The organism is Streptomyces dryopteridis, from assembly GCF_049606955.1.
Lineage (GTDB): Bacteria > Actinomycetota > Actinomycetes > Streptomycetales > Streptomycetaceae > Streptomyces.
The window spans coordinates 436,346-458,861 of sequence record NZ_CP187113.1 but is presented as its reverse complement, the minus strand read 5'-3'; the positions used below and the strand labels follow the sequence as shown (position 1 = coordinate 458,861).

General features: G+C 73.6%; 19 protein-coding genes. 9 read left to right on the top strand and 10 right to left on the bottom strand.

Features of this window, described 5'->3' with window-relative positions; genetic code table 11:
• Positions 1 to 25 precede the first annotated feature (25 nt).
• Together ACN20G_RS01800 and ACN20G_RS01795 are read right to left on the bottom strand one after the other, a co-directional pair.
• Positions 26 to 1,462 (bottom strand): MFS transporter, encoded by a 1,437-nt coding sequence (locus ACN20G_RS01800; protein ID WP_424210919.1) that lies wholly within the window; start codon positions 1,460 to 1,462, stop codon positions 26 to 28.
• A 14-nt stretch (positions 1,463 to 1,476) separates the two neighbouring features.
• Positions 1,477 to 2,685 carry a M20 metallopeptidase family protein gene (locus ACN20G_RS01795; protein WP_424210918.1) on the bottom strand — a complete coding sequence of 403 codons (1,209 nt, stop codon included), beginning with the start codon at positions 2,683 to 2,685 and terminating at the stop codon, positions 1,477 to 1,479.
• Between the two features lie 154 nt (positions 2,686 to 2,839).
• On the opposite strand from ACN20G_RS01795, the gene ACN20G_RS01790 reads away from it, so the two are divergent.
• Positions 2,840 to 3,919: an Lrp/AsnC family transcriptional regulator gene (locus tag ACN20G_RS01790; protein WP_424210917.1), complete on the top strand. Its 1,080-nt coding sequence runs from the start codon at positions 2,840 to 2,842 to the stop codon at positions 3,917 to 3,919.
• A gap of 12 nt (positions 3,920 to 3,931) precedes the next feature.
• Here the strand turns inward: ACN20G_RS01790 and ACN20G_RS01785 are convergent, their stop codons facing one another.
• A complete protein-coding gene (locus ACN20G_RS01785; RefSeq protein ID WP_424210916.1) occupies positions 3,932 to 5,008 on the bottom strand; it encodes an alpha/beta hydrolase in 1,077 nt (358 codons plus the stop codon).
• 226 nt (positions 5,009 to 5,234) lie between these two features.
• Positions 5,235 to 5,792 (bottom strand): hypothetical protein, encoded by a 558-nt coding sequence (locus ACN20G_RS01780; RefSeq protein WP_424210915.1) that lies wholly within the window; start codon positions 5,790 to 5,792, stop codon positions 5,235 to 5,237.
• Between the two features lie 318 nt (positions 5,793 to 6,110).
• On the opposite strand from ACN20G_RS01780, the gene ACN20G_RS01775 reads away from it, so the two are divergent.
• Positions 6,111 to 7,646 (top strand): molybdopterin-dependent oxidoreductase, encoded by a 1,536-nt coding sequence (locus tag ACN20G_RS01775; RefSeq protein ID WP_424215329.1) that lies wholly within the window; start codon positions 6,111 to 6,113, stop codon positions 7,644 to 7,646.
• A gap of 21 nt (positions 7,647 to 7,667) precedes the next feature.
• Here ACN20G_RS01775 and ACN20G_RS01770 read toward each other — a convergent pair whose 3' ends face one another.
• The 4 genes from ACN20G_RS01770 to ACN20G_RS01755 all read right to left on the bottom strand — a co-directional run bounded on the left by ACN20G_RS01770 (position 7,668) and on the right by ACN20G_RS01755 (position 13,183).
• Positions 7,668 to 8,717 carry an alpha/beta fold hydrolase gene (locus tag ACN20G_RS01770; protein ID WP_424210914.1) on the bottom strand — a complete coding sequence of 350 codons (1,050 nt, stop codon included), beginning with the start codon at positions 8,715 to 8,717 and terminating at the stop codon, positions 7,668 to 7,670.
• Positions 8,718 to 8,850: 133 nt separating this feature from the next.
• On the bottom strand, positions 8,851 to 9,033 hold the full coding sequence (locus tag ACN20G_RS01765; RefSeq protein WP_424210913.1) for a hypothetical protein: 183 nt from the start codon (positions 9,031 to 9,033) through the stop codon (positions 8,851 to 8,853).
• A gap of 183 nt (positions 9,034 to 9,216) precedes the next feature.
• The gene (locus tag ACN20G_RS01760; RefSeq protein ID WP_424210912.1) at positions 9,217 to 11,490 is read right to left on the bottom strand and encodes an alpha-N-acetylglucosaminidase; all 2,274 of its coding nucleotides are present in this window, start codon (positions 11,488 to 11,490) and stop codon (positions 9,217 to 9,219) included.
• 7 nt (positions 11,491 to 11,497) lie between these two features.
• On the bottom strand, positions 11,498 to 13,183 hold the full coding sequence (locus ACN20G_RS01755) for a ricin-type beta-trefoil lectin domain protein (protein WP_424210911.1): 1,686 nt from the start codon (positions 13,181 to 13,183) through the stop codon (positions 11,498 to 11,500).
• Between the two features lie 420 nt (positions 13,184 to 13,603).
• On the opposite strand from ACN20G_RS01755, the gene ACN20G_RS01750 reads away from it, so the two are divergent.
• Both ACN20G_RS01750 and ACN20G_RS01745 read left to right on the top strand, forming a co-directional pair.
• The gene (locus ACN20G_RS01750; RefSeq protein ID WP_424210910.1) at positions 13,604 to 14,269 is read left to right on the top strand and encodes a TetR/AcrR family transcriptional regulator; all 666 of its coding nucleotides are present in this window, start codon (positions 13,604 to 13,606) and stop codon (positions 14,267 to 14,269) included.
• Between the two features lie 67 nt (positions 14,270 to 14,336).
• A complete protein-coding gene (locus ACN20G_RS01745) occupies positions 14,337 to 15,293 on the top strand; it encodes a serine/threonine dehydratase (RefSeq protein ID WP_424215328.1) in 957 nt (318 codons plus the stop codon).
• Positions 15,294 to 15,341: 48 nt separating this feature from the next.
• Here ACN20G_RS01745 and ACN20G_RS01740 read toward each other — a convergent pair whose 3' ends face one another.
• Positions 15,342 to 15,812, bottom strand: a complete 471-nt coding sequence (locus ACN20G_RS01740; protein WP_424210909.1) for a universal stress protein — start codon at positions 15,810 to 15,812, stop codon at positions 15,342 to 15,344.
• Between the two features lie 195 nt (positions 15,813 to 16,007).
• On the opposite strand from ACN20G_RS01740, the gene ACN20G_RS01735 reads away from it, so the two are divergent.
• Complete coding sequence (locus ACN20G_RS01735; protein ID WP_424210908.1) at positions 16,008 to 16,373, top strand: hypothetical protein; 366 nt, start codon at positions 16,008 to 16,010, stop codon at positions 16,371 to 16,373.
• A 74-nt stretch (positions 16,374 to 16,447) separates the two neighbouring features.
• Positions 16,448 to 17,377, top strand: a complete 930-nt coding sequence (locus ACN20G_RS01730; RefSeq protein ID WP_424210907.1) for a universal stress protein — start codon at positions 16,448 to 16,450, stop codon at positions 17,375 to 17,377.
• Between the two features lie 273 nt (positions 17,378 to 17,650).
• On the opposite strand, the gene ACN20G_RS01725 is transcribed toward ACN20G_RS01730, so the two are convergent.
• Positions 17,651 to 18,742, bottom strand: a complete 1,092-nt coding sequence (locus ACN20G_RS01725) for an ABC transporter ATP-binding protein (RefSeq protein WP_424210906.1) — start codon at positions 18,740 to 18,742, stop codon at positions 17,651 to 17,653.
• 394 nt (positions 18,743 to 19,136) lie between these two features.
• Here ACN20G_RS01725 and ACN20G_RS01720 point away from each other — a divergent pair, with 394 nt between their 5' ends.
• The 3 genes from ACN20G_RS01720 to ACN20G_RS01710 are packed head-to-tail and all read left to right on the top strand — an operon-like array spanning position 19,137 to position 22,430.
• Complete coding sequence (locus ACN20G_RS01720) at positions 19,137 to 20,468, top strand: ABC transporter substrate-binding protein (RefSeq protein WP_424210905.1); 1,332 nt, start codon at positions 19,137 to 19,139, stop codon at positions 20,466 to 20,468.
• 31 nt (positions 20,469 to 20,499) lie between these two features.
• Positions 20,500 to 21,558, top strand: a complete 1,059-nt coding sequence (locus tag ACN20G_RS01715) for a carbohydrate ABC transporter permease (protein WP_424210904.1) — start codon at positions 20,500 to 20,502, stop codon at positions 21,556 to 21,558.
• Positions 21,555 to 22,430, top strand: coding sequence for a carbohydrate ABC transporter permease (locus tag ACN20G_RS01710; protein WP_424210903.1), 876 nt, complete (start codon positions 21,555 to 21,557; stop codon positions 22,428 to 22,430). Before ACN20G_RS01715 ends, ACN20G_RS01710 begins: the two co-directional genes overlap by 4 nt.
• The last annotated feature ends 86 nt before the right edge of the window (positions 22,431 to 22,516 follow it).

Here is a 22,516-nt window from a genome sequence, read left to right as displayed (position 1 = left end):
GTGCGGGCTCGCGGGACGAAGGGACTCAGCGGCCGGTGTTCGACCTGCGGGTCAACACCACCGACACCAGGCCCAGCGCCGCGCAGAACCCCCAGATGATCAGGTACGAGGTGAGCGCCGGGATCTGCGTGCCCGCCACCAGGAAGGTCGCGAACAGGGTGGCCGAGGCGGCGCCGGCGACACTGCCGCCGACCGTCTTGAGGTTGTTGTAGATCGCGGTCGCGCTCGCCGCCCGGTCCCGGGCGCTGGCCTCCACGATCACCGTGGGCAGCCCGCCCAGCGCCAGGCCGAAGCCCGCGCCGGCCACCGCGTACCCGGTGGCCCACAGGCCCACCGTGCCGGTGCCCGCGATCTGGATCCCGAAGCCGCCCGCGATCAGCGAGAACGCCAGCACCAGCATGTTGCGGTAGCCCATGATCCGGGCCACGGAGGAGGAGGTGGAGGCGGTCGCGAAGGCCAGCACCATCGGCACCGCCATCCACAGGCTGATCTCCCACGCGGCCAGCCCGAACCCGTACCCGGCCGCCTCCGGCCGCGCGTCCAGGAAGGCCACGGCCACGGCCTGCCCGCCCAGCAGGGTCGCGCCGAGCACGAACCCGGACACGTAGTGCGGGGCCACCGCCCGGTTCGCCATGGCCCGCACGTCCACCAGCGCGTTCGGGTTGCGCAGCGAGACCCGCACCCACGCCGTCAGCATGGTCACGGCCAGCACCAGCCCGCCGAGCACCACCGGCGAGTTCCAGCCCAGGCTGTTGCCCTGGGAGCAGATCCCCAGCAGCGAGACCAGGCCGAGCCCGAGCAGCGCCGAACCCGTCCAGTCCATCCGGCCCGGGGCCAGCACCCGCGTCTCGGGGATGCGGGGGAAGAAGGACAGCAGCGCGCAGCCCACCGCGATCACGGCCAGCACCCACAGGGTGGAGCGGACATCGCCGCCCAGCGCCGAGTGCAGCGGCCCGGTCGCGGCGGTGCCCAGCACCGAGCCGAGGGTGAGCGCACCCACCAGCCAGCTGACCGCCCGACGCCCCTCGGCCACCCCGAGCCGGTCCCGGACCAGTCCGATCTCCAACGGCAGCAGCGCGGCCAGCGGGCCGAGCAGGGCGCGGCCGAGGAGGAAGACGGTCAGGTTCGGGGCGAGGGCGCACAGCACGCAGCCGACCGCGATGGAGACCAACGAGATCCGCAGCATCCGCCGGTGCCCGTACAGGTCGCCGAGCCGGCCGAAGACGGGGACGCACACGGCGGCGAACAGGAACTGGGTGGCGGTGATCCACAGCGCGTTGCCGGTCGAGATCGACAGGTCGTCGCGGATGCCCGGGATCAGGGGCAGCACACTGCCCTGGAGGATGCCGCTGGTCAGCTCGAAGAAGACGAGCAGGCCGACCACGGCGCCGAGTTTCGCGCCGCCCGCCGGGGTGTCCTGGGCCCCCGCGGGGGCGGAGGTCGGGTCGGAGGTGGTGTTCACGTGCGCCCTCCCCCTCAGTCCGCGATCGGCGGCGCGGTCGCCGAGAGTCGCTTGACGGCCACGTCGGCGAGCAGGGCGGCCTGCCGGTGCAGCACCGCGTCGTCGAACCGGCACTGCGGCGAGTGGTTCATCGGCGCGCTCGTCGGGTCCAGGTCGGGCGGGGTGGCGCCGACGAACAGCATGGCGCCGGGCGCCTCGCGCAGCACCAGGGAGAAGTCCTCCGAACCGCTCAGCGGCTGCGGCATGACCGGCACCTCGTCGCCGAACAGCTCGCCGGCGGCCCGCATCATGAAGTGGGTCTCGTCGTGGTCGTTGATCGTGACCGGGTAGAGGACCTGGTAGTGGGCCTCCACGTCCAGGCCGTGCGCCGAGGCGATGCCCTTGGCCAGCCGGGGCAGGTCGGTGAGCAGCCGCTCCTGGTTCTTCGCGGAGTAGGACCGCACGGTGGCGCGGAACTCGGCGTGCTCGGGGATCACGTTCTCCTGGGTGCCCGCGTGCAGGGTGCCCACCGTGACGACCACCGGGTCGAAGATGTCGAAGGTGCGGGTCACGTACGCCTGGATGGCGGTGACCATCTCGCAGATCGCCGGCACCGGGTCCTTCGCGGAGTGCGGGGCCGAGCCGTGCCCGCCGCGCCCGGTCAGCTTCACGCTGAAGGCGTCGGAGGCGGCCATGGCGGGGCCGGGGCGGCCGGTGATCATGCCGGAGGGCAGCATGCTGCTGGTGACGTGGAGGGCGTAGGCGGCGTCGAGCTTCTTGCCGGCCGCGTCGAGCACGCCCTCCTCGATCATGGCGCCGGCGCCGTTGAAGCCCTCCTCGCCGGGCTGGAACATGAGGACCACGTCGCCGTGGAGGCTCTCGCGGCGTTCGGCGAGCAGGTGGGCGGCGCCGACGAGACCGGCGGTGTGCAGGTCGTGGCCGCAGCCGTGCATCCGGCCGTCGATCTTCGAGGCGAAGGACTCGCCGCTGTCCTCGCGGACGGGCAGGGCGTCCATGTCCCCGCGCAGCAGCACGGCGCCGCCGGGGAGGGAGCCGCGCAGTACGGCGGTGACGGAGTTCAGCTTCTTGCCGAGGGTGATCTCCAGCGGCAGCCCGTCGAGGGCGCGCAGCACCTTCTCCTGGGTGCGGGGCAGCTCCAGGCCCAGCTCGGGCTCCTCGTGCAGTTCCCGACGGAGCCGGACCAGCTCGTCCTGGAGTTCCACGGCACGTTCCGCGATCGACATGATGCGGACACCTCCTGACATGTGAAGGGAAAGGGGGAGCAGAGCAAGGGAAGGCCCAAAGACCGGGGCAATCCGGGTGATCTGGGTGTCACACTGGGGGCGGAATCGGCTTGAACCGGTGAATACGCCGGAAAACCGCAGAGGGGTGGAGTGGGTGCAGGAATCGCGCACCGTCACGCCGCAGGCCGGGCCTTCGCTGACGCTGGACGCGTTGGACCAGGCCCTGGTGCACGCGCTGCAGATCTCGCCCCGGGCCCCGTGGAGCGCGCTGGCCCCGGTGCTCGGGGTGGACGCGGGCACGGTGGCCCGGCGTTGGCAGCGGCTGCACGAGGCCGGTGCGGCCTGGGTGACGTGCTACCCGGGGCCGGCGATGGTGGAGTTCGGGGCCGGGTGCATCGCGTTCATCGAGGTGGACTGCGCCAACGGCGGGCTGCTGCGGGCGGCGGAGGAGCTGGCGGCGCAGCCGTTCGTGCTGACGGTGGAGCACGTGACGGGGGCGCGGGACCTGCTGTTGACCGTGCACGCGGCGGATCTGCCGACCCTGTCGCGGTGGGTGACGCTCACGCTGGGCGCCATGCCCGACATCGTGGCGAGCCGGACCCACCTGGCGGGCACCATCCACGCCGAGGGCAGCCGCTGGCGCTTCCGTTCGCTCAGCCAGGAGCAGGTGCGCCGGCTGGCGGCGCGCGCCCCGCACCCGGCGACCCGGTCGTTCTCCCCGGGCACGGTGGGGGAGCTGGACCGGGCGATCAGCACCGAGCTGTCGGTGGACGCGCGGGTCTCGTACGCGGCGCTCGCCGAGCGGCTGGGCGCGGCCCCGGACACGATCCGGCGGCGGGTGAACCGGCTGTTCGGCACGGGCCGGCTCCAGGCCCGCTGCGAGGTGGCGCGGCCCTTGTCGGAGTGGCCGGTGGCGGCGCTGCTGTGGGCGCAGGCCCCGCCGTTGGCGTTGACGGAGGCGGCCGGGGCGATCACGGGCATGCGCGAGGTGCGTCTGTGCGCGGCGGTGACCGGGCGGGACAACCTGCTGATCGTGGGCTGGGTGCGGTCGGTGGAGGACGCGCACCGGTTCGAGGCGCGGGTGGCCGAGCGGGCCCCGCAGATCGCGATCACGGACCGGGCGATCACCCTGTGGCCGGTGAAGCTCAGCGGGCACCTGCTGGACCAGCGCGGGTACCGGATCGGGGCGGTGCCCCTGGACCCGTGGGGACCGATGGGCTCGGCGGCGGCCTGAGCGGACGCTCCGTCAGGAAGGCTTGAGAGGGCCGGTGGTGGGGGCGGCGAGTTCGGCGGAGAGCCAGCCGATGGCCTCCGGGTACATGCCGGCCCAGGTCTGGAAGTTGTGTCCGCCGGTGGGCCGGACCAGGGTCTTCACCCGGGTCTCGGTGCCGGCCGCGGCCTCGGCGAACTGCTCCAGCCGGTAGGGCGGGCTGTCGCGGTCCTGGGCGGAGGTGGCGAGGAAGAGGGCCACGTCGGCCTTCGTGTGGCGCACGAGCCACAACGGGCTGTTGCGGGTGCGGACGTCGGCGTCGGGCAGCACGTCGGCGTCGCCCGCGAGCGGGTCGGGGTCGAGGGCGGCGCCGGCGCCGAAGACCTTGGGGTACTGCAGGGGCAGTTTCGCGGCGCAGTAGCCGCCGGTGGAGACGCCGAGCAGGCCCCAGCCGCGCGGGCCGGGCAGGGTGCGGAAGTCGCGGGCGACCAGGGCCGGCACGTCCTCGGCGAGCCAGGTGGCGACCTTGCGGCCGGGCAGGTCGGAGCAGTCGGTGTTGACCCCGCCGGGGTAGATCTCGGGCATCACGAGGATGAAGGGGTGCGAGGCGCCGAGCTGGACGAGTTCGCGCAGGGCGCCCGGCATCTGGCCGGCCTCGATCCAGGACTGCGGGGAGCCGGGGTGGCCGTGCAGCAGCACCAGCACGGGGAAGCGGGTCTTGTCGGCGCCGGGGGCGTCGTACTCGGGCGGGGTCCAGACCAGGACCTGACCGGCGAGGTGGGAGCGGGGCCCGCGGAAGTAGGTGCCCTCGGTGCCCGCGCTGCCGGCGGTGAACCGGGCCCGGCCGGGCGGGGGGCCGGTCATCACGGAGGAGTCCGTGGCGTTCCGGCCGAGCAGGTCGTCCCAGGAGGAGTACAGGCCGTAGCCGCCGTTGATCCAGGTGGCGACGGCGGCGATGGCGCCGGCCTGGCACAGGACGAGCAGGACCACGCGTCCGGGCCAGCGCAGCCAGGCCGGGCGCGGCAGCCGGTTCCACAGCAGCAGCGTGGCGAGCATCGCCAGGGCGGTGACCACGATCAGGGTGACGAGGAACGAGGTGCTGGTCAGTTCCACGGTGCCGGCTCCCGCTTCCCGGTTCGGACGCGACGGTCCCCGCGCGCCGGCGGGGGAACGGGTGCCGGGCGGGGTGTCCGGTCAATGTACGGGGGGCGGCGGGGCCGGGCGGGTGCGTACACACCGAAGCGCCCGCCCCGTTTCACACGGGACGGGCGCTTCGACGTGCCCTGCTCGGACGCCCGTTCGGGATTGCGACGGTCGGGCGAGGGGGCGGGCGGGCGGATCAGGCGAGCACCGGGAAGCGGCGGACGAGGGGCGACTGGCGCCAGACCTTGCCGAAGCCGTACATGTCGCCGGCGCGGGTGACGACCAGGGCGGCGCCGGCCAGGGCGATCATCCAGTGGCTGTCGGTGATCGGGTTGGTGTCGGGCCACAGGCTGACCAGATACATGAAGGCCATCATCAGGGCATTCGAGACGGCGGCGATCCGCATGCCGATGCCGAGCAGGAAGGCCAGGCCGATGCCGAGCAGGCCGGTCATGAAGAGCAGGTCCAGCCACCAGGCGCCGGCGACCGAGTCGAGGCTGTGGGCGAACGGACCCTTGGTTCCGTGCAGGAGGAAGCCGGCGGTGGGCGAGGCGCCGTCGAGGACCGACTTGCCGGCCTTGGTGGCGAAGCCGAGGCCGAACAGCTTGTCGAGGAAGGGCCACAGGAAGGTCCAGGCGACGAGCACGCGCAGGGCGGCGAGCGTGGCGCGGGCCGCCCGGCCGTCCAGCGCCGCGGGCCGCGACACCTCGTCGGCGCTGATGGGGCTGGTGGGTCGGTCGAGCAGAGTGGCCATGACATGCACCTTCGCGGTAGCCAAGATCTTCTCCGTCAAGATCTTGTGAATGCATTCACAAGCTATCGGCTTTATGTAGCCCACATGCGCAGCGAAGGTCCCGAAACGGACGGACCTAGGACATGATCGTCCCCAGGCCCTCCGGAACCCCCCGCCCCACGAGCCCATCCGCCGGCCCGCTCGCTCCGAACCCCTCATGTGGAGAACGAGACAGTGCACGACGACACCCCGGACCCGGAACGCGCGAACGCCCGCGCCGACGCGGCCGAAGCCGCCCGCCAACGCGCCGCGAACCCCCGCGGCACCCGTTGGCGCGCCCTGCTCGCCGGCCTCGCCGCCGCCTTCGCCGGCATCTGCGCGGGCGAACTCCTCGCCCCCGCCATCCGCCCCCAGGCCGGACCGATCACCGCCGTCGGCGGCGCCCTCATCGACGCCACCCCCATCGGGGTCAAGGACTGGGCGGTGCGCACCTTCGGCACGGCCGACAAACCCGTCCTCCTCGGCGGGATCCTCCTCGCCCTCGCCGCCGTCGGCGCCCTCGCCGGGCTCCTCGCCGTCCGCCGCCCCCGCCCCGGCATCGCCCTCGCCGCCCTGATCGGCCTGGTCGGCGCCGGCATCGCCGTCGGCCGACCCGGGGCCGGCGTCACCGACGCCCTGCCCTCCCTGCTCGCCGGCGCCGTGGCCGCTGGCGTCCTCGCCCTGCTGACCACGATGCTCCGCCGCCCCGCCCCCTACGGCCGGCCCGCCGGCGCCTGGGTCATGGACCGGCGCGGCTTCCACCGGGCCCTGGGCGCCACCGTCCTCGTCTCCGCCGCCGGCGGCCTCCTCGGCCGGCGCCTGTCCGCCCTCGACGCGGGCGGCGCCATCGCCTCCCGCGACACCCTGCGCCTGCCCGCCCCCGCCTCGCCCGCCGGCCCCGTCCCCGCCGGCGCCGACCTGAGGATCCCCGGCGTGGGCCCCTTCACCACCCCCGCCCGCGACTTCTACCGGGTGGACACCGCCCTCGTGGTCCCCAAGGTCGACGCCCGCACCTGGCGGCTGACGATCCTCGGCGACGGCGTCACCCGCCCCCTCACCCTCACCCTCGACGAACTCCTCGCCCGCCCCCTCGTCGAACGCGACATCACCCTCACCTGCGTCTCCAACGAGGTCGGCGGCCCCTACATCGGCAACGCCCGCTGGCTCGGCGTGCCCCTCGCCGACCTGCTGCGCGAGGCCGGGGTGAAACCCCCCTCGCAGGGTGGACGAGCCGACCAGCTCGTGGCCCGCTCCGTCGACGGCATGACCCTCGGCAGCCCCGTCGAGACCGTCATGGACGGCCGCGACGCCCTCCTCGCCGTCGGCATGAACGGCGCCCCGCTCCCCTTCGAGCACGGCTTCCCCGTCCGCATGGTCGTCCCCGGCCTCTACGGCTACGTCTCGGCCTGCAAATGGCTCCGCGAACTGCGCCTGACCACCTTCGACGCCTTTGACGCCTACTGGGTCAAACGTTCCTGGTCCCCCCGCGGCCCGATCAAGACCGAGACCCGCATCGACACCCCCCGCCCCTTCGCCGACCTCAAACCCGGCCGGGTCCCCGTCGCCGGCGTCGCCTGGGCCCAGCACCGGGGGATCGAGGCCGTGGAGGTCAGGGTCGACGGCGGCCCCTGGCGGCGGGCCAAGCTCGGCGCCGAGGACGGCCTGGACACCTGGCGCCAATGGGTCTGGTGGTGGGACGCCACGCCCGGCGGCCACACCCTGGAGGCCCGCTCCATCGACCGCACCGGCGCCGTCCAGACCGGCGACCGCGTCGGCACCGTCCCCGACGGCGCCACCGGCTGGCACTCCGTCGTCGTCAACGTCACGAAGGGCTGACCCGCCCCGGGGCACCCCGCCTCAGGGCGCCTCGGCGAACCGGTCCAGGGCCGCCCGCACCCACCGCCGCGACTCCTCCGTCGCCAGGTGCCCGCCGCCCTCCACCATCCGCAACTCCGCGCCCGGCCACGCCCGCGCCAGCGCCCACGCCGTGTCCGGCGGCCCCGCCAGATCCCGCCGACCCTGCGTCAACACCCCCGGCACCCCCGCCAAGCGCCCCGCGTCCCGCAACAGTTCCCCCTCCTCCAGCCAGGCGCCGTGCGCGAAGTAGTGGGCGCAGATCCGCACGAACGCCGCCCGGTCCCGCACCGCCCGGTCCGTGTACACCGTCGGCGCGACCCCGCCGCCCGCCTCCGTCTCCTCCGCCAACACCGCGTCCTCCCACGCGCACCACGCCCGCACCGCCCGCTCCCGCACCCGCGGATCCGGGTCCGAGACCAACGCCGCGTACGCCGCCACCGGATGCCCGCCCGCCGCGACCGCCGCCGCCCCCGCCGGACCCGAGGCCGCCACGAACCGCTCCCACGCCTCCGGCCGGAACCGCGCGACCCCCCGGTACAACCAGTCGATCTCCGAACGCCGGGTGGTGGTCACCCCGTGCAGCACGATCGCCCGCACCCGCTCCGGATACCGCACCGCGTACGCCAGGATCAGCGTCGACCCCCAGGACCCGCCGAACAGCACCCACCGTCGGACCCCCGTCTCCTCGCGCAGCCGCTCCATGTCCGCCACCAGCCGCCCCGTGGTGTTCACCGACAGGTCCGTGCCCGGATCCGAGGCGTGCGGGGTGCTCAGCCCGCAGCCCCGCTGGTCGAAACGGATCACCCGGTACCGCGCCGGATCGCACGGCCCGGGCCGCGCCGGCGCCCCCACCCCACCACCCGACCCCGGCCCCCCGTGCACGACCAACAACGGCACCCCGGCCGGATTCCCCGAACACTCCCACGCGACCCGCTGCCCGTCCCCCACGTCGAGGAACCCACCGTCGTACGCGGGCGAGGCGGGGTAGGGGTCGAGGGCGTCGGGCAGGGGAACGGACGAGGGGGCGGGCACGTCGCCGAAGGAATCCATCACCCCATCCTCCCCGCACCCTCGCGCCCCGTCACGTCAACCGGCGGACTCGCGCAAGCGCCCCACCGGCCCCCTCGCCCCGGCCGCCCGGGCCCCTGCGGGACCACCTGCGGGCCCTGGCGTCACGACCGCTCTAGAGGCGCGGCATCAGGGCCGCGCGGGTGGCCGTGCGGCGGGCGTGGGCGGCGGCCTGGGCGCGCAGGTCGCCGCCCGCGCGCTTGCGCAGTTCCACCACCCCGGGCCAGGACGGCGACCGACCGGACAGGGGCTCGGCCCCGTCGACCGGCGGGACGGCGGGGGATTCACACGGGGTCATCACGACGGCACTCCTGACGGGACGACGGGAAGGGCGGGCCGGGTCGGACCGGCCGGGGCGGGCGGGGCGCCCCCCCGGCACCAGGGAACCCGGACCGGCCCGCCCCGAGCGGTCCTCCGGCCCCGCGCCACCCGAACGACGGACACCTCGCACGTGTGCGCGGATGATTCGGGTTCGGCCCGGTCAGGGCCCCGGGTCGGCCGCCACCGCCCGCGCGACCGCCCGCGCCCGCTCGTACGCGTCCCCGCGCGGCCCCGTCGGGTGCTCGGTCCGCCGCCGCGCCCACGCCTCCTCCCGCGCGTGCCAGGCGATGGCCTTCGGCGGGGTGCCCGTGCGCAGGGACTCCTCCAGCCCGGCCAGGAAGTCCCGCCAGCGCGGCGCGTGGAACTCGCCGAGCAGCCCGGCCCACTCGCGGTTGCCGTAGTCGTGCAACCGGCCCCGCTCCGAGCCCCGTTCGGGACCCCACACGGTCAACAGGGAGCGCACGTCGTACTCGTACCGGACCCGTTCGGCCTCCGTGTGCCCCCAGGCGCGGGCCGCCGCCGTCCACGCCCCGAACGAGAACGCGGGCTCGGTCTCCACCACCGCCTCCAACAGCCGCTCCGCCTCCTGCCAGCGCTCGATCGCGGCCCGCAGGGCGCCCGCGTCCTTCGCCTCGTACGCGGCCCGGATCCGGGGCAGCAGCACCCGCGAGTGGTCGGCGAGCACCTGCCGGGCCGTGTTGACCAGGTCGAAGCGGTACGCCGAACTCCCGCGCAGCGCCGGCGCCACCCGCAGCAGCTCGTCCAGGGCCCGCCGCACCGTCTCCGGCCGGTAGCGCATCGCCGTCGGGCTCCAGTACGCGGCCTTCGCCGCCGTCAGCGAGGGCCGGGCCGTGAACAGCCCCTCCTGGGTCTCCGACCAGGTGCCCGAGGGCGTCCCGTACGGGCCCGTGCGCAGGGCCTCCCACGCCGCCCGCGCGTGCGGGTCCGGCCCGCCGTAGCGGCGGTCGGCCCAGGCCGCGAACCAGCCCGGCCCGTCCACCTCCCGGGTCCACGCCAACTCGGTGAACAGGGCGAAGGCCGCCGGGTCGGTGCCGCCGGCCTCCGGCAGCCACGCGATGCCGCGCAGCCCGGGGGAGCGGGCCCAGGCCGGGAACCGGGAGGTCCACACCCCGGTGTTCGCGCCGAGGGTGGTGTGCCCGCCGAAGTTCACGATCGACCCGAAGGCGTACGGGGCGCCGCCCCACTCCCGTTCCCGGTCCAGCCCGTCGTAGCGGTCGGCCAGCCCGTCCAGGATCAGCAGCCGCTCGGTGTCCACCCCCGCGAGCAGGGCCGGGCTCGGATCGTCCTCCCAGCCCAGCACCGCCCACAGCGCGCCCGGGTGCGCGTCGTCCAGGGCCCGCTGCACGGCCCGGGCCGCCGCCGTCACGTCCACGGAGCCCACCCGGCCGCCCTCGTGCAGCGGACTCATCCGGTACATGCCGCTGTCCCCGAACAGCTCCCGCTGCTCCGCGTAGTACGCGGCGGCCAGCGGGGCGAAGGCCGGGGAGGTGGGGTCCAGCCAGTCCGGCCGGGCGAACCCGGCCCAATCGCCCTGCGGGACCACCGTGTTGCCCGGGTTGAGGGCGGCGAACCGGGGTGGCACGGTCCCGAACCAGCCCGGCAGCACGGGGGTCATGCCCAGCTCCCGCAGCCGGTCGGCGACCCGCCGGCCCACCGCGGCCCGCTCCGTCATCAACCGCTCCGTCACCGGCCCGCCGAAACCGCTCAGGTTCTGCAACAGCCACCAGCTCTGCCGGCCCGGCGTCGGGATCCAGGCCAGCAGCTCCTCGTCCGCGTACCCGAAGCCCCGCAGCGCCCGGTACAGCGGGAGTTCGGAGCCGACCTGCACGAACACCTCGTTGATCCCGTGCAGGGCCAGCAGGTCGATCTCGCGTTCGTGATCGGCGAAGGAACGGTAGGGCCCGGCGTACCCGGCGTCGGTGTCGTTGAGGGCGTAGCGGTGCGGCACCAAGGCGGTCCGCTCCACCGGCCGCTCCGGCGGCGGCAGGAACTTCGGCAGCGCGCCCAGGCTGTCCCCGGGCCAGCCGATGTCCACCCCCGCCACCGAGCGCAGGTAGTGCCCGACCCCCGCCAGCAGCCCGGCGCCGGTCGCGGCCCGCACCGTGATCCGGCCCCGGACCCCGCCGATCGCGTACCCGTCGGCCGGGCCGTCCGGGCTGACGGTGAGGGCGAACTGCGCGGCGTGCCGGGGCAGCAGCCGGCGCAGCGCGGCGCGGGCCGGCTCCGCGTCGAAGAGGTTCCGGCCGCCCGGCCGGCCGCCGCGCGGCCCGATCGGAGCGCCGGGGCCCACCGGGGCGCCCGGCCCCGGCGGGGCGGGTTCGGCCGCCGCGGGCCCGGCCGCGAACAGGCCCGGCAGGGCCGCCGCGAGCAGGGCGAGGACGGACCTGCGGGAGGTGTGCGCGCGTGTGGGCATCGGCGGCTCAGACCGGGAGGGACCAGGTCTGCGCCGTCACGTGGTCCCCGCAGGGCACCAGCCGCAACGGGCCCGGCGCCGCCGGCGCCTTCACCGGCGCGGGGGCCTCCAGGCACCGCCCGTCGACCCGCTCCACCAGCGCCCCGTCACGCCGGTACGTCCACCGCTGCCCCGGCAGGCCCGGCGCGCAGGCCGCCAGGGTCACCGCGCCGGCCTCGCCCGCCGTCAGGCAGGATCCGAGCAGCCGCAGGCTGCCGTCGGCGCGGACCTGCCACCGCTGGTCGGAGGTGCCCGCGCACGCGCTCATCGCGGCCGTGCCCGCCTCGCCCGGGTGCCGGCCGTCCACGCAGGTCACGCCCGCGCCCACGATCTGCCCGGTGGGCACGGCCTTCCCGCAGTTGAGCCCGGTCAGGCGCCACACCGCCGTGCCGTGGGCCGGGACCTTCGCGCTCAGCCGGGTCTCCACCCGGGTCGTGGCCCCCGTCCACAGGTCCTTCGCGGCGACCGCGCACCCCGACAGCCCGATGTCGGTCAGCGGCACGCCGACCTCCTTCGCCGAGTTCGACCGGTTGAGCACGGCCACCGCCCGCTCCCCGCCGGACAGCGGCCGGGCCAGCACGTCGAGGGTGCCGTCGGAGGAGATCACCGCGGCCTGCCGGCCCAGGGGGTCCTGGTCCAGGGCCAGCAGATCGTCGTTCTTCAGGGCGGCCAGCCCCGCCGCGCTCAGCTTCGTCACGTCGGAGGAGAGGATGAACGGGGCCGCCATCATGGCCCACAGCGCCACCTGGCTGCGGCCCTCCTCCTCGGTCAGCCCGGGCGCGCCGGCCAGCAGGAAGTCGGGGTCGTTCCAGTTGCCGGGACCGGAGTGGCGGGCGAGCCAGCGGTTGTAGCCGTAGTTGCCGAGGACCGAGGCCCAGCGGGAGGTGTCGGGGGCCTTCGGCGCGTACACCTTGATGTCGCGGCCCTCGCGCCACAGTTGACCGGTCTCGCGGACCCAGCCGATCACCTTGTGCCAGTCGGGCCCGCCGTACTCCCCGGCCTGGAAGTAGGCGGGGGCGGACGCGGAGAGCACCATCGGCCGGCCGGTGGCCTTCAGGGCCCGCGCGACCTTCGTGTACGCGTCCCGGTACGCCTGCTCCTTGGTCTGCCCCGGCGGCACCCACACGTTGCAGCCGTCCATCTTCACGTAGTCCACCTCCCAGGAGGCGAACAGCCGGGCGTCGCGGTCGAAGTTGTCGGGACCGCCGCCCACCGGGGTGCCGCTGCCGGGGTAGCGCTCGCAGGTCAGGTGCCCGGCGTCCTGGTAGATGCCGAACCTCAGCCCCTTGCCGTGCAGGTACCGGCCCAGCCAGGCCATGCCGCGCGGGAACTTCGCGCCGTCGGTGACGAGGTCCCCGTTCGCGTCGCGGCTCTTGGTGGTCCAACAGTCGTCGACGGTGACGGTGTCGTAGCCCTTGGCCGCGAGCCCGGTGGAGACCAGGGCGTCGGCGTTGGCGACGACGGTGGCCTCGTCGATCTCGCACATGTAGTGCGCCCAGTTGTTCCACCCCTGCGGCGGGCGCAGGGCCAGCGGGAGGTCCGAGGTGGCCGTGGGTTCGGCGAGGGCCGGGGCGGCGGGCAGCAGGCCGGCGGCGAGCGCGGCGGCGCTGAGCAGGCCGACGAGCGCGCGTGGGCGGCGCGGACGAGGCGACACGGCGGGACTCCTTGGCGTGGGGGAGGTGCGCGTGGCGTCGTCCGGGCCGCCGGTGCGCGCGCTCCCCGCCCGCCCGGCCCGGGGTGCGGCGCCGGTACGGGGCGCCGGGGGTGCGGGCCGGCTCGTGCGGTCCGGCCGACACCCCCGGTGCCCGGCGAACGCTCGCGCCGGCCGTCGGTGCGGCCGCTGAACGCGCGGGCGTCCCCAGTGCACCCGCCCCGTCACACAGGGTCAACGCGCCACCCGTCCCATCAGCCGACAATCACCACGACGGGTGGCGGTACGAGCGTCCGTGCGGGTGACGGGCGGTGGGCCGGACGGCGGGTCGGGCGGCGGGTCGGGCGGCGGGTCCGTCCCGGAGTTCGAGACGCCCGACGCGGACCCGGCAGATCCGATACACCGGCTGATACGGTGTATCGCATGCCGCGCAGCTCCCCCGCCACCGACCGCGCCACCCCCGCGCTCATCGCCGAGACCGCCCTGCGCGTCATCGACGAGGAAGGCCCCCACCGACTCAGCTTCCGGGTTGTCGCCGCCCGCCTCGGCGTCTCCCACGCCACCGTCCAACGCCGCTGCGGGGACGTCGACGGCCTGCTCGACCTGTGCGTGGAGCAACTCGCCGAACGCCTCCCCGAGATCCCGCCCGGCACCCCTTGGGCCGAGGCCGCCGAGGCCCGCTTCACCGCCCTGCACGACCTGCTCGCCGACCACGCCGGCCTGCTCGCCCTGCGCGGCGGCCGCCCCTGGATGGGCCTGCGCCTCCTGGAACGCCTCGTCGAACCCGCCCTCGCCGAAAGCCTCGCCCTCGGCATGAGCCCCGCCGAGGCCATGGCCTGCTACCGCCGCATGTACCTCCTCACCCTCGGCAGCGCCGCCTTCGTCGACCACCGCGACCCGGCCCGCGCCCGCGAGACCTCCCGCGCCGTCCTCGCCGGCCTCGACCCGGAACGCTTCCCGGCCCTCACCGCCGACCTCGGGGCCTACCTGCCCCGACTCACCGACCCCGACGTGTACCGCGACGCCCTGCGCGCCCTGATCGCCGAGGCCGGCCGCCCGCACGGAGCCACGCCCGCCCCGCGCCCCTGAGCCCTGCCCGGCAGTACCCGTACCCGACCGACCCGTCCGCGAAGGAGCACGAACCGCCGTGAGCGACATCCGCACCACCGACCGGCCCGCCGCCCCCGTCCTGGCCGCGACCCTCGACGCCGAGACCGTCCGCGCCGCCGCCCGCCGCAACGCCGGCGCGATCCGCCCCGTCTCCGTCGTGTCCGCCGGCGACGGCCTCTGGTACGCCCTCGAACTGCACCAGCACACCGGCAGCTTCAAGGCCCAGGGCCTGCGCAACTTCCTGCGCGCCCATCACGAGGCCGGACTCGTGCCCGAGGCCGGGGTCACCATCGCCTCCGGCGGCAACGCCGGCACGGCCTGCGCCTGGGCCGCCCGCGACCTCGGCGTCCGCGCCACCGTCTTCGTGCCCGAGTCCTCCCCCGAGGTGAAGCGGGAACGCCTGCGGTCCTACGGGGCCGAGGTGCGGGTGGTCGGCGCCCAGTACCCCGAGGCCCTCGCCGCCTGCCAGGCATTCGCCGCCGAATCCGGCGCCCTGGCCGCCCACGCCTACGACCACCCGCTCGTCGCCGCCGGCGCCGGCACCCTCGTGGACGAGATCCGCGCGGCCCTGCCCGAGGTGGACGCCCTCGTGGTCGCCGTCGGCGGCGGCGGACTCTTCGCGGGGGTGGCCACCGCCGCCCGCGAGCACGGCATCCGCGTGATCGCCGTGGAACCCGAGAACTGCCCCAGCCTCGGCACCTCGCTGGCCGCCGGCGTGCCCACCCCCACCGCCGTGAGCGGGGTCGCCGCCGACTCCCTCGGCGCCTTCAAGGTCTCCCAGGACGCCCTGGACGCGGCCCGACACCCGGACGTGACCGCCCTGTTGGTCACCGACGAGGCCATCGTCGCCGCCCGCCGCGACCTGTGGGACGAACACCGGATCGTGGTCGAGAACGGGGCCGCCGCCGCCCTCGCCGGACTGCGGGCCCTGCCGCGGGCGCCGGGCGAGAACGTGGTCGTCGTCCTCTGCGGCGCCAACACCGACCCCTCCGACCTGGCCTGAACACCCGCCCGACCCCCGTGCGCGCCGCGCGCACGGGGGTCGGGCGGGTCAGGCGGCGGCCCGCTCCGCCCGGTCGCGGACCACGACCACCGAGCACGGCGCGTACTGCACCACCTGCTGGCTCACCGAGCCCAACAACGCGCCCTTGATGCCGCCGTACCCGCGCGTGCCCACCACCAGCACCTCCGCGTCCCGCGCCGCCTCGATCAACACCTGCGCCGCGGGCCCCTGCAACACCCGCCGGCACACCCGCACCCCGGGCTCCGCCCCGAGGGTCTCCTCCACGGTCTCGGCCAGCCGCTGCCCGGCCGCGTCCTCTATCGTCACCAACTCGTTCGCGGAGGTCCGGTCGGCGGCCGCGCCCAGGGCGAAGGGGTTGCGGTTCCACTCCCAGCCCACCACGGCGTGCACCCGACCACCGAGCGAGCGGGCGTGCTCGACGGCCCAGCGCAGGGCCTGGCGGGAGTGCTGGGAGCCGTCGACTCCGACGACGATCAAGGGTTCGGTACGTGTGGTCACAGGGGGTTTCCTCTCTCCGTGTCCCAACAGTCGGGCTCACCCCCTGTATACCGGGATGGCCCGGTCCGACCACGAACGACCTTGGTAGCGACCTGACGCGACTTTCGAGGACAGCGCCGTCACCCCCCGATCGACGAGAGTCGAAGCACGACGGGCCGACCGGCCCGTACGGCTCGCGTGGGAGGAAGAAGAGAAGTGGCTGCGCGCAAGGGTTGTCTGATCGGCTGCGGCGTCATGCTGGTGCTGGGTGTCGCGGCGGCGATCGCGGCCGTCCTCGGCTTCGGGAAGCTGATGGACAGCATGGACAAGGTGATGATCGACCCCAAGGTGTACGAGGCGGCCCGGGTCGGCCAGACCGAGTCCGAGGTCCGCGCCAAGCTGCCCTCCGGCGACAGCTTCATGAAGGAGGCGTTCAAGCAGGACGGCCCGGCCCAGCCCGCCGGCTCCACCTGCTCCTGGTACACGGCCGACCTCGACAGCGAGGGTACGGCCGAGACCGTCTACCGCTTCTGCTTCGCCGACGGCAAGCTCGCCGAGAAGGTCAGCTACCGGATGAAGTGAGCTCGGGACCACCCGGGACCCGGGGGGACCTTCGACCCCTGTCGGGGCCGGTCCGGTGGGGTGAGGCTGGAGGCATGAACACCAATCCGGTCCTGGCCGCGGTGGACGGCTCGGAGCACAGTCTCAAGACCCTCGACTGGGCCCTGGACACGGCCCGCGAACGCGGGGTCGGCGTGCACGTGGTGCACGTGCGGCCCGAGCATCCCCGGGTGATGGCCCCGCGCGAGGCGCTGGTGCCGCCCCCGGTCCCGGACTCCGACCCGGTCCTCGGCCTGGTCCGCTCCCGGCTCGCCGGTCGCGAGGACCTGCCGGAGATCACCTACGTCTCCCGGGACGGCAGCCCCGCCGCCACCCTCTCGGAGCTGGGCGCCGACGCGCAACTGCTGGTCATGGGCTCGCGCGGGCTCGGCGGGTTCGCCGCCCTGCTGCTCGGCTCCAACAGCCGGGTGTGCGCGATCCAGGCCCCGTGCCCCGTCGTGGTCGTGCCGCACGCGGCCCGTCTGGACGCCGAGGGCGACCGTGACCCGAAGGCCGAACGGCGCGTGGTGCTAGGGCTCGCCCCCGACGAGACCACCGACGACGTGATCGACTTCGCCTTCGCCGAGGCCCGGCGCCGGGGCGCGGTGCTCCAGGTCGTCTCCACCCACCTGGTGCCGCTGACCGCGCTCACCCTGGTCGGTTCCCTCGTCGCCGAGCGCGGCGGCGGCTTCCCGCCCGGCGCGGGCCCCGAGGCCCCGGACGCGGCCCGCGACCTCGCCGAGAACCAGCGCACCCGCCTCCAGCGGTTCATGACCCGGGGCTACCCGGACGTGACCGTCGAGTGCGTGGTGGCCCCCGGCGACCCCGCCGGTCGGCTGGTCACAGCCTCCCGTGACGCCGAGCTGGTGGTCGTCGGCCGGCACCGCCGCTGGCTGCGCGCGAACTCCCTGATGATGGGCTCGGTCGCCAACGCGGTGCTCCAGCACGGCCTGTGCCCGGTGGCCGTGGTCCCGATCCGCGCCTGATCCCCCCTCACCGAACGCCCGACCCCTCCACCGCGGGGCCGGTGCCCACGGGCCTCCCGGGCCCGCCGGCACCGGCCCCGTCGGCGTGTCCGGCGGCGTGCGGACCCGGGGCCCCCGGGCCGGCCGACGGTCCGTCATGTGGCCTGCCCGATCACGGGATCCGGCGCTCCCGTCACGACGCCGGCACCGCGATACGCCGCCGGCCGGCGCCCCGCCCCGGTGAAGGGGTGGGACGCCGGCCGGGGCGATGAACCTCGCGGTCGGTCGCGGGGATCAGTCGGGGAGGCGCTCGCCGGTCTCGGAGTGGAAGAGGTGCAGCTCGTCCTGGCGCGGGATGACGCGGATGGTCTTGCCGCGCAGCCCGTCCTCGCGCCCGAAGGTGCGCACGGTCAGCGGCTGCTCGTCGCCCTCGGAGAGCGGGACGTTGCCGTAGGCGTAGCCGTCGGAGCCCAGCTCCTCCACCGCGTAGAAGGTCACCGGGAGGCCCTTGTCGCTGTGCGCGGCGTGGAAGTCCAGGTGCTCGGGGCGGATGCCGAGGGTGACGGTGTCGCCGCCGGCGGCCTCGCGGGCGGCGCGGCTGATCTTCAGCGTGGTGCCGCCGAAGCGGATCCCGTCCTCGTGCAGCGGCACGGTCAGCAGGTTCATGGCGGGGGAGCCGATGAAGCCGGCCACGAACTTGTTCGCCGGGCGGTCGTACATGGTGCGCGGGGAGTCGCACTGCTGCAGGATGCCGTCGGCGAGCACGGCCACCCGGTCGCCCATGGTCATGGCCTCGACCTGGTCGTGGGTGACGTAGACGGTGGTGGTGCCCAGGCGGCGCTGGAGGTTGGCGATCTCGGCGCGGGTCTGGACGCGGAGCTTGGCGTCGAGGTTCGACAGCGGCTCGTCCATGAGGAACGCCTGCGGTTCGCGGACGATCGCGCGGCCCATGGCCACGCGCTGGCGCTGACCGCCGGAGAGGGCCTTGGGCTTGCGGTCCAGGTACTCCGTGAGGTCGAGGATCTTCGCGGCCTCCTCGACCTTCTTGCGGATGGTCTCCTTGTCGACCTTCGCGATCTTCAGCGCGAAGCCCATGTTCTGCGCCACCGACATGTGCGGGTACAGGGCGTAGTTCTGGAACACCATGGAGATGTCCCGGTCCTTGGGGGCCAGGTGCGTGACGTCGCGGCCGCCGATGTGGATGCTGCCGGAGGTGACTTCCTCCAGGCCGGCGAGCATGCGCAGGGTGGTGGACTTGCCACAGCCCGAAGGGCCGACGAGCACGAGGAACTCGCCGTCGGCGATCTCCAGGTCCAGGGCCTTCACGGTGGGTCGTTCGGCGCCCGGGTAGGTCAGGCTCGTCTGCTTGAACGTGATCTCAGCCACGGCTGTCAATCCCTCTTTCACCGGCGGTACGTGCCGGACGATCCGTGTGGGTGGGGTTGGCAGGAGGGGTAAAGCGGTTTCGCGGTGTGCGCGGTAAAGCGCATTAGTGACAGTTTTCCTCTTCGCCCGTGCGCCCGTCAACCTCTGACACGCAAACAGGTTCGTTATCAAAATGACATCTGCTTCAAAGAGGTTGTGACTAAAGCGCATCAGTGCAGGTCAGAGCGGGTGTTGACGGATGACTTTGGGGCCACTCCGAGCCCTGCCGTCCGGATTCGGGACGTATGTACCCAGTGCCGGTGGGACTTTGGGCACGTTGACGGGCCTTTGATTTCGGGCCAGCGTGGGCACCGCTCTCCGGCAGTGAGGCCGGAACTCTCCAAAGGCGGCAACGATGACTCGTTCGAACGTGACCCGGATTGCGATCGCCACCCTGGCGGCCGGATCGATGTTCGTCCTCTCGGCATGTGGCGTGAGCGGCGGCGCGGGGGAGGTGGACGAGGCGAAGAGCGACGGCAAGATCGCGGGTGAGATCACCTTCCGCACCCTCCAACTCAAGCCCACGTTCACGAACTACGTGCAGGGAGTCATCGACGCCTTCGAGAAGGAGCACCCGGACGTCAAGGTCAAGTGGGAGGACGTCCCCGGCGACGGCTACAACGAGAAGCTGACGGCCGACGCGCAGGCCGGCGCCCTGCCCGACGTCATCAACCTCTCCACCGACTCCTTCCAGCTCCTCGGCGACCGGGGCATGCTGTACGACGTCTCCAAGATCGACAAGGGCACCGGCAAGGACTACGTCCCGGGCGCCTGGGAGCAGTTCAAGCTCCCCGGCAAGGAGGGCGTCTACTCCTACCCCTGGTACGTCACCCCCGAGATCCTGACGTACAACACCGAGCTCTTCGAGAAGGTCGGCCTCGACCCGAAGAAGCCGCCGACCAGCGTGGAGCAGTTCTTCGACTACGCCGAGCAGATCGCGACCAAGTCCGAGGGCAAGTTCTCCGCGTTCATGGCCGACCCCAAGGGCCGGCTGCCCGGGGACTGGCAGAAGATGGGCATCCCCATCCTGAACGACAAGAAGGACGCGTTCACCTTCGAGGGCGAGAAGGCCGTCGCCTGGGTCGAGCGGATGAAGAAGCTCTACGACATGGGCGCCATGCCGAAGGAGTCCCTGCTCAAGACCGACGACCTGGCCCAGCAGTACGGCGGCGGCAAGATCGTCTTCGGCCCGGGCTCCCCGGGCTTCGTCAAGGACGTCAAGCAGAACTCCCCCGAGATCTACAAGAAGACCCAGGTCGCGGGCGCCGTCACCGGCGAGCTCGGCCACATCGGCATCTACTCGCAGTCCCTCGGCATCAAGAAGAACACCAAGCACCTCGACGCCGCGAACGCCTTCGCCCAGTGGGTCACCAACGGCCCCAACCAGGTCGAGTTCGCGAAGAACGCCACCATCTACCCGTCCAACGCCAAGGGCCTGGCCGACCCCTTCTTCTCCGACCGCGGTGACGGCACGGACGCCGAGACCCTGGCCCGCGCCGTCGGCGCCGAGCAGCTGAAGACCGCCGCCCTCGACGCGAACACCCCCGTCGAGTGGTCCAACCAGGTCGGCGACGTGGTCATCAAGGAGATGCAGCGCGCCATCACCGGCGAGATCGACGCCAAGACCGCGGTGAAGAACGCCCAGGAGGCCGCCAACAAGGTGCTGGCCACCGCCGCCAAGAAGTGACGGTTGCCGCCCCAGGGAATCCGGAGACCTCATGACCACCACCGCAGGATCGGAACTCCGCGCGACCGCCGACTCGTCGGCCGCGCGGGGCTCCGCCCCCACCGCCGGCCCCGCGCCGGCGACCGGCCGCGCCGACGCGGCCGGCCCGGCGGGCGACCGCCGGGAGAAGAAGCGACGCAAGCAGGCCAAGGCGGCCATGGAAGCGGACACGGGACTGCGCCACCGCAAGTGGTGGACCCCCTACCTCTTCCTGCTCCCCGGCCTCGTGATGGTGACGCTGTTCAGCCTCTGGCCGTTCATCAACACCGTCATCCTGTCCTTCACGGACGCCCAGATCCTCCGCGGCGGCGGGTTCGTCGGCTTCGACAACTACGCCCGGGCCCTGGGTGACGCCGACTTCTGGGTCGCCACCGGCAACAGCGTCCTCTACCTCCTCGTCGTGGTGCCCGCGCTGGTCTTCCTGCCGCTGGCCCTCGCGGTGCTGGTCCAGACGAAGATCCCCGGCATCGGGTTCTTCCGCTCCGCGTTCTACACCCCCGTCATCGCCTCGGCCGTCGTCGTCGGCCTGATCTGGCAGTGGGTGCTCCGCTCCGACGGCCTGGTCAACACCGTCTTCCAGAAGCTCAGCATCATCAGCGAGCCGATCCCGTTCCTCACCGACAGCACCATGCTGCTCGTCTCGGCGATGATCGTGACCATCTGGAAGGGCCTCGGCTACTACATGGTCTTCTACCTCGCCGCCCTCGGGAACGTCTCGACCTCCCTCTACGAGGCCGCGGCCCTCGACGGGGCCGGCCCCGTCCGCCGCTTCTTCAGCATCACCGTCCCCCAGGTGAAGCCGATGATGCTGCTGGTGGGCACCCTCTCCGCCATCTCCGCCCTCCGCGTGTTCACCGAGATCTACATCCTCGGCGGCGAGAGCGGCGGCCCCGGCGGCGGAGCCCGCACCCTGCCGTTCCTCATCCGCCAGGTGGGCCTCGGCTTCACCGGTGAGACCGGCTACGCGGCCGCCATCTCGATGCTGCTGTTCCTCCTGACGCTGATCTTCAGCCTCCTGGGCCGCCGTCTTTCGAAGGGAGACGAGAGTTGACCACCCTGGGCTCCCTCGGCAACGCGACCGGCAACGCCGCCGGAGCGGACAAACGCCGCCGACTCATCGGCCGGATCGGCCGCTACGCGGTCCTGTGCCTGATGCTCGTCGTCATGCTCGGCCCCATCGTCTGGCAGTTCCTCACCTCGATCCGGGGCCGGCACGAGAACGTCTACGAGGGCTTCCTCCCCTCGCAGCCCACCCTCGACAACTTCTTCCGCGTCGCCGAGTCCTTCCCCCTCTTGGACTACGTCGGCAACACCCTCATCGTCGCGGCCCTGGCCATCACCTCGAACATGCTGTTCGCGGCGATGGGCGGCTACGCCCTCTCCCGGGCCGCGTGGAAGGGCCGCAAGGTCGTCTTCACCGTCCTGGTGGCGACCCTGATGTTCCCCTTCGAGTCCGTGATGATCTCGATGTTCCTCACGGTCCGCGAAATGGGCCTGGTGGACACCCTGATCGGCGTCTGGCTCCCCGGCGCCGTCTCCGTCCTCAACATCATGATCATGCGGGCCGCGTTCCTGTCCGTCCCCAAGGAGGTCGAGGAGGCCGCCGTCCTCGACGGCGCCAACGAATGGACCCGCTTCACCCGGGTCTTCCTCCCCGCCGCCAAGGGCGCCCTCGCCGTCGTCTGCATCACCAGCTTCATGGGCGCCTGGGACGACTTCCTCTGGCCCCTCCTGGTCCTCACCGACAGCGACAACTACACCCTCCAACTCGGCCTGAAGACCCTCGCCGGCGCCACCACCGTCAACGACCAGCGGCTCATCGCCGCCGGCGCCATGGCCGCGCTCATCCCGATGATGCTGCTCTTCTTCGCCCTCCAACGCTTCTTCTTCAAGGGCGTCGGCGAAGGCGCCATCAAGACCTGAGCCCCCGTTCCGGCCGCCGCCCGCCTCCCGGGCGGCGGCCCCCCCCGGACCTCCCGTCCGGACCCGATCCGCGCACCCCACACCCG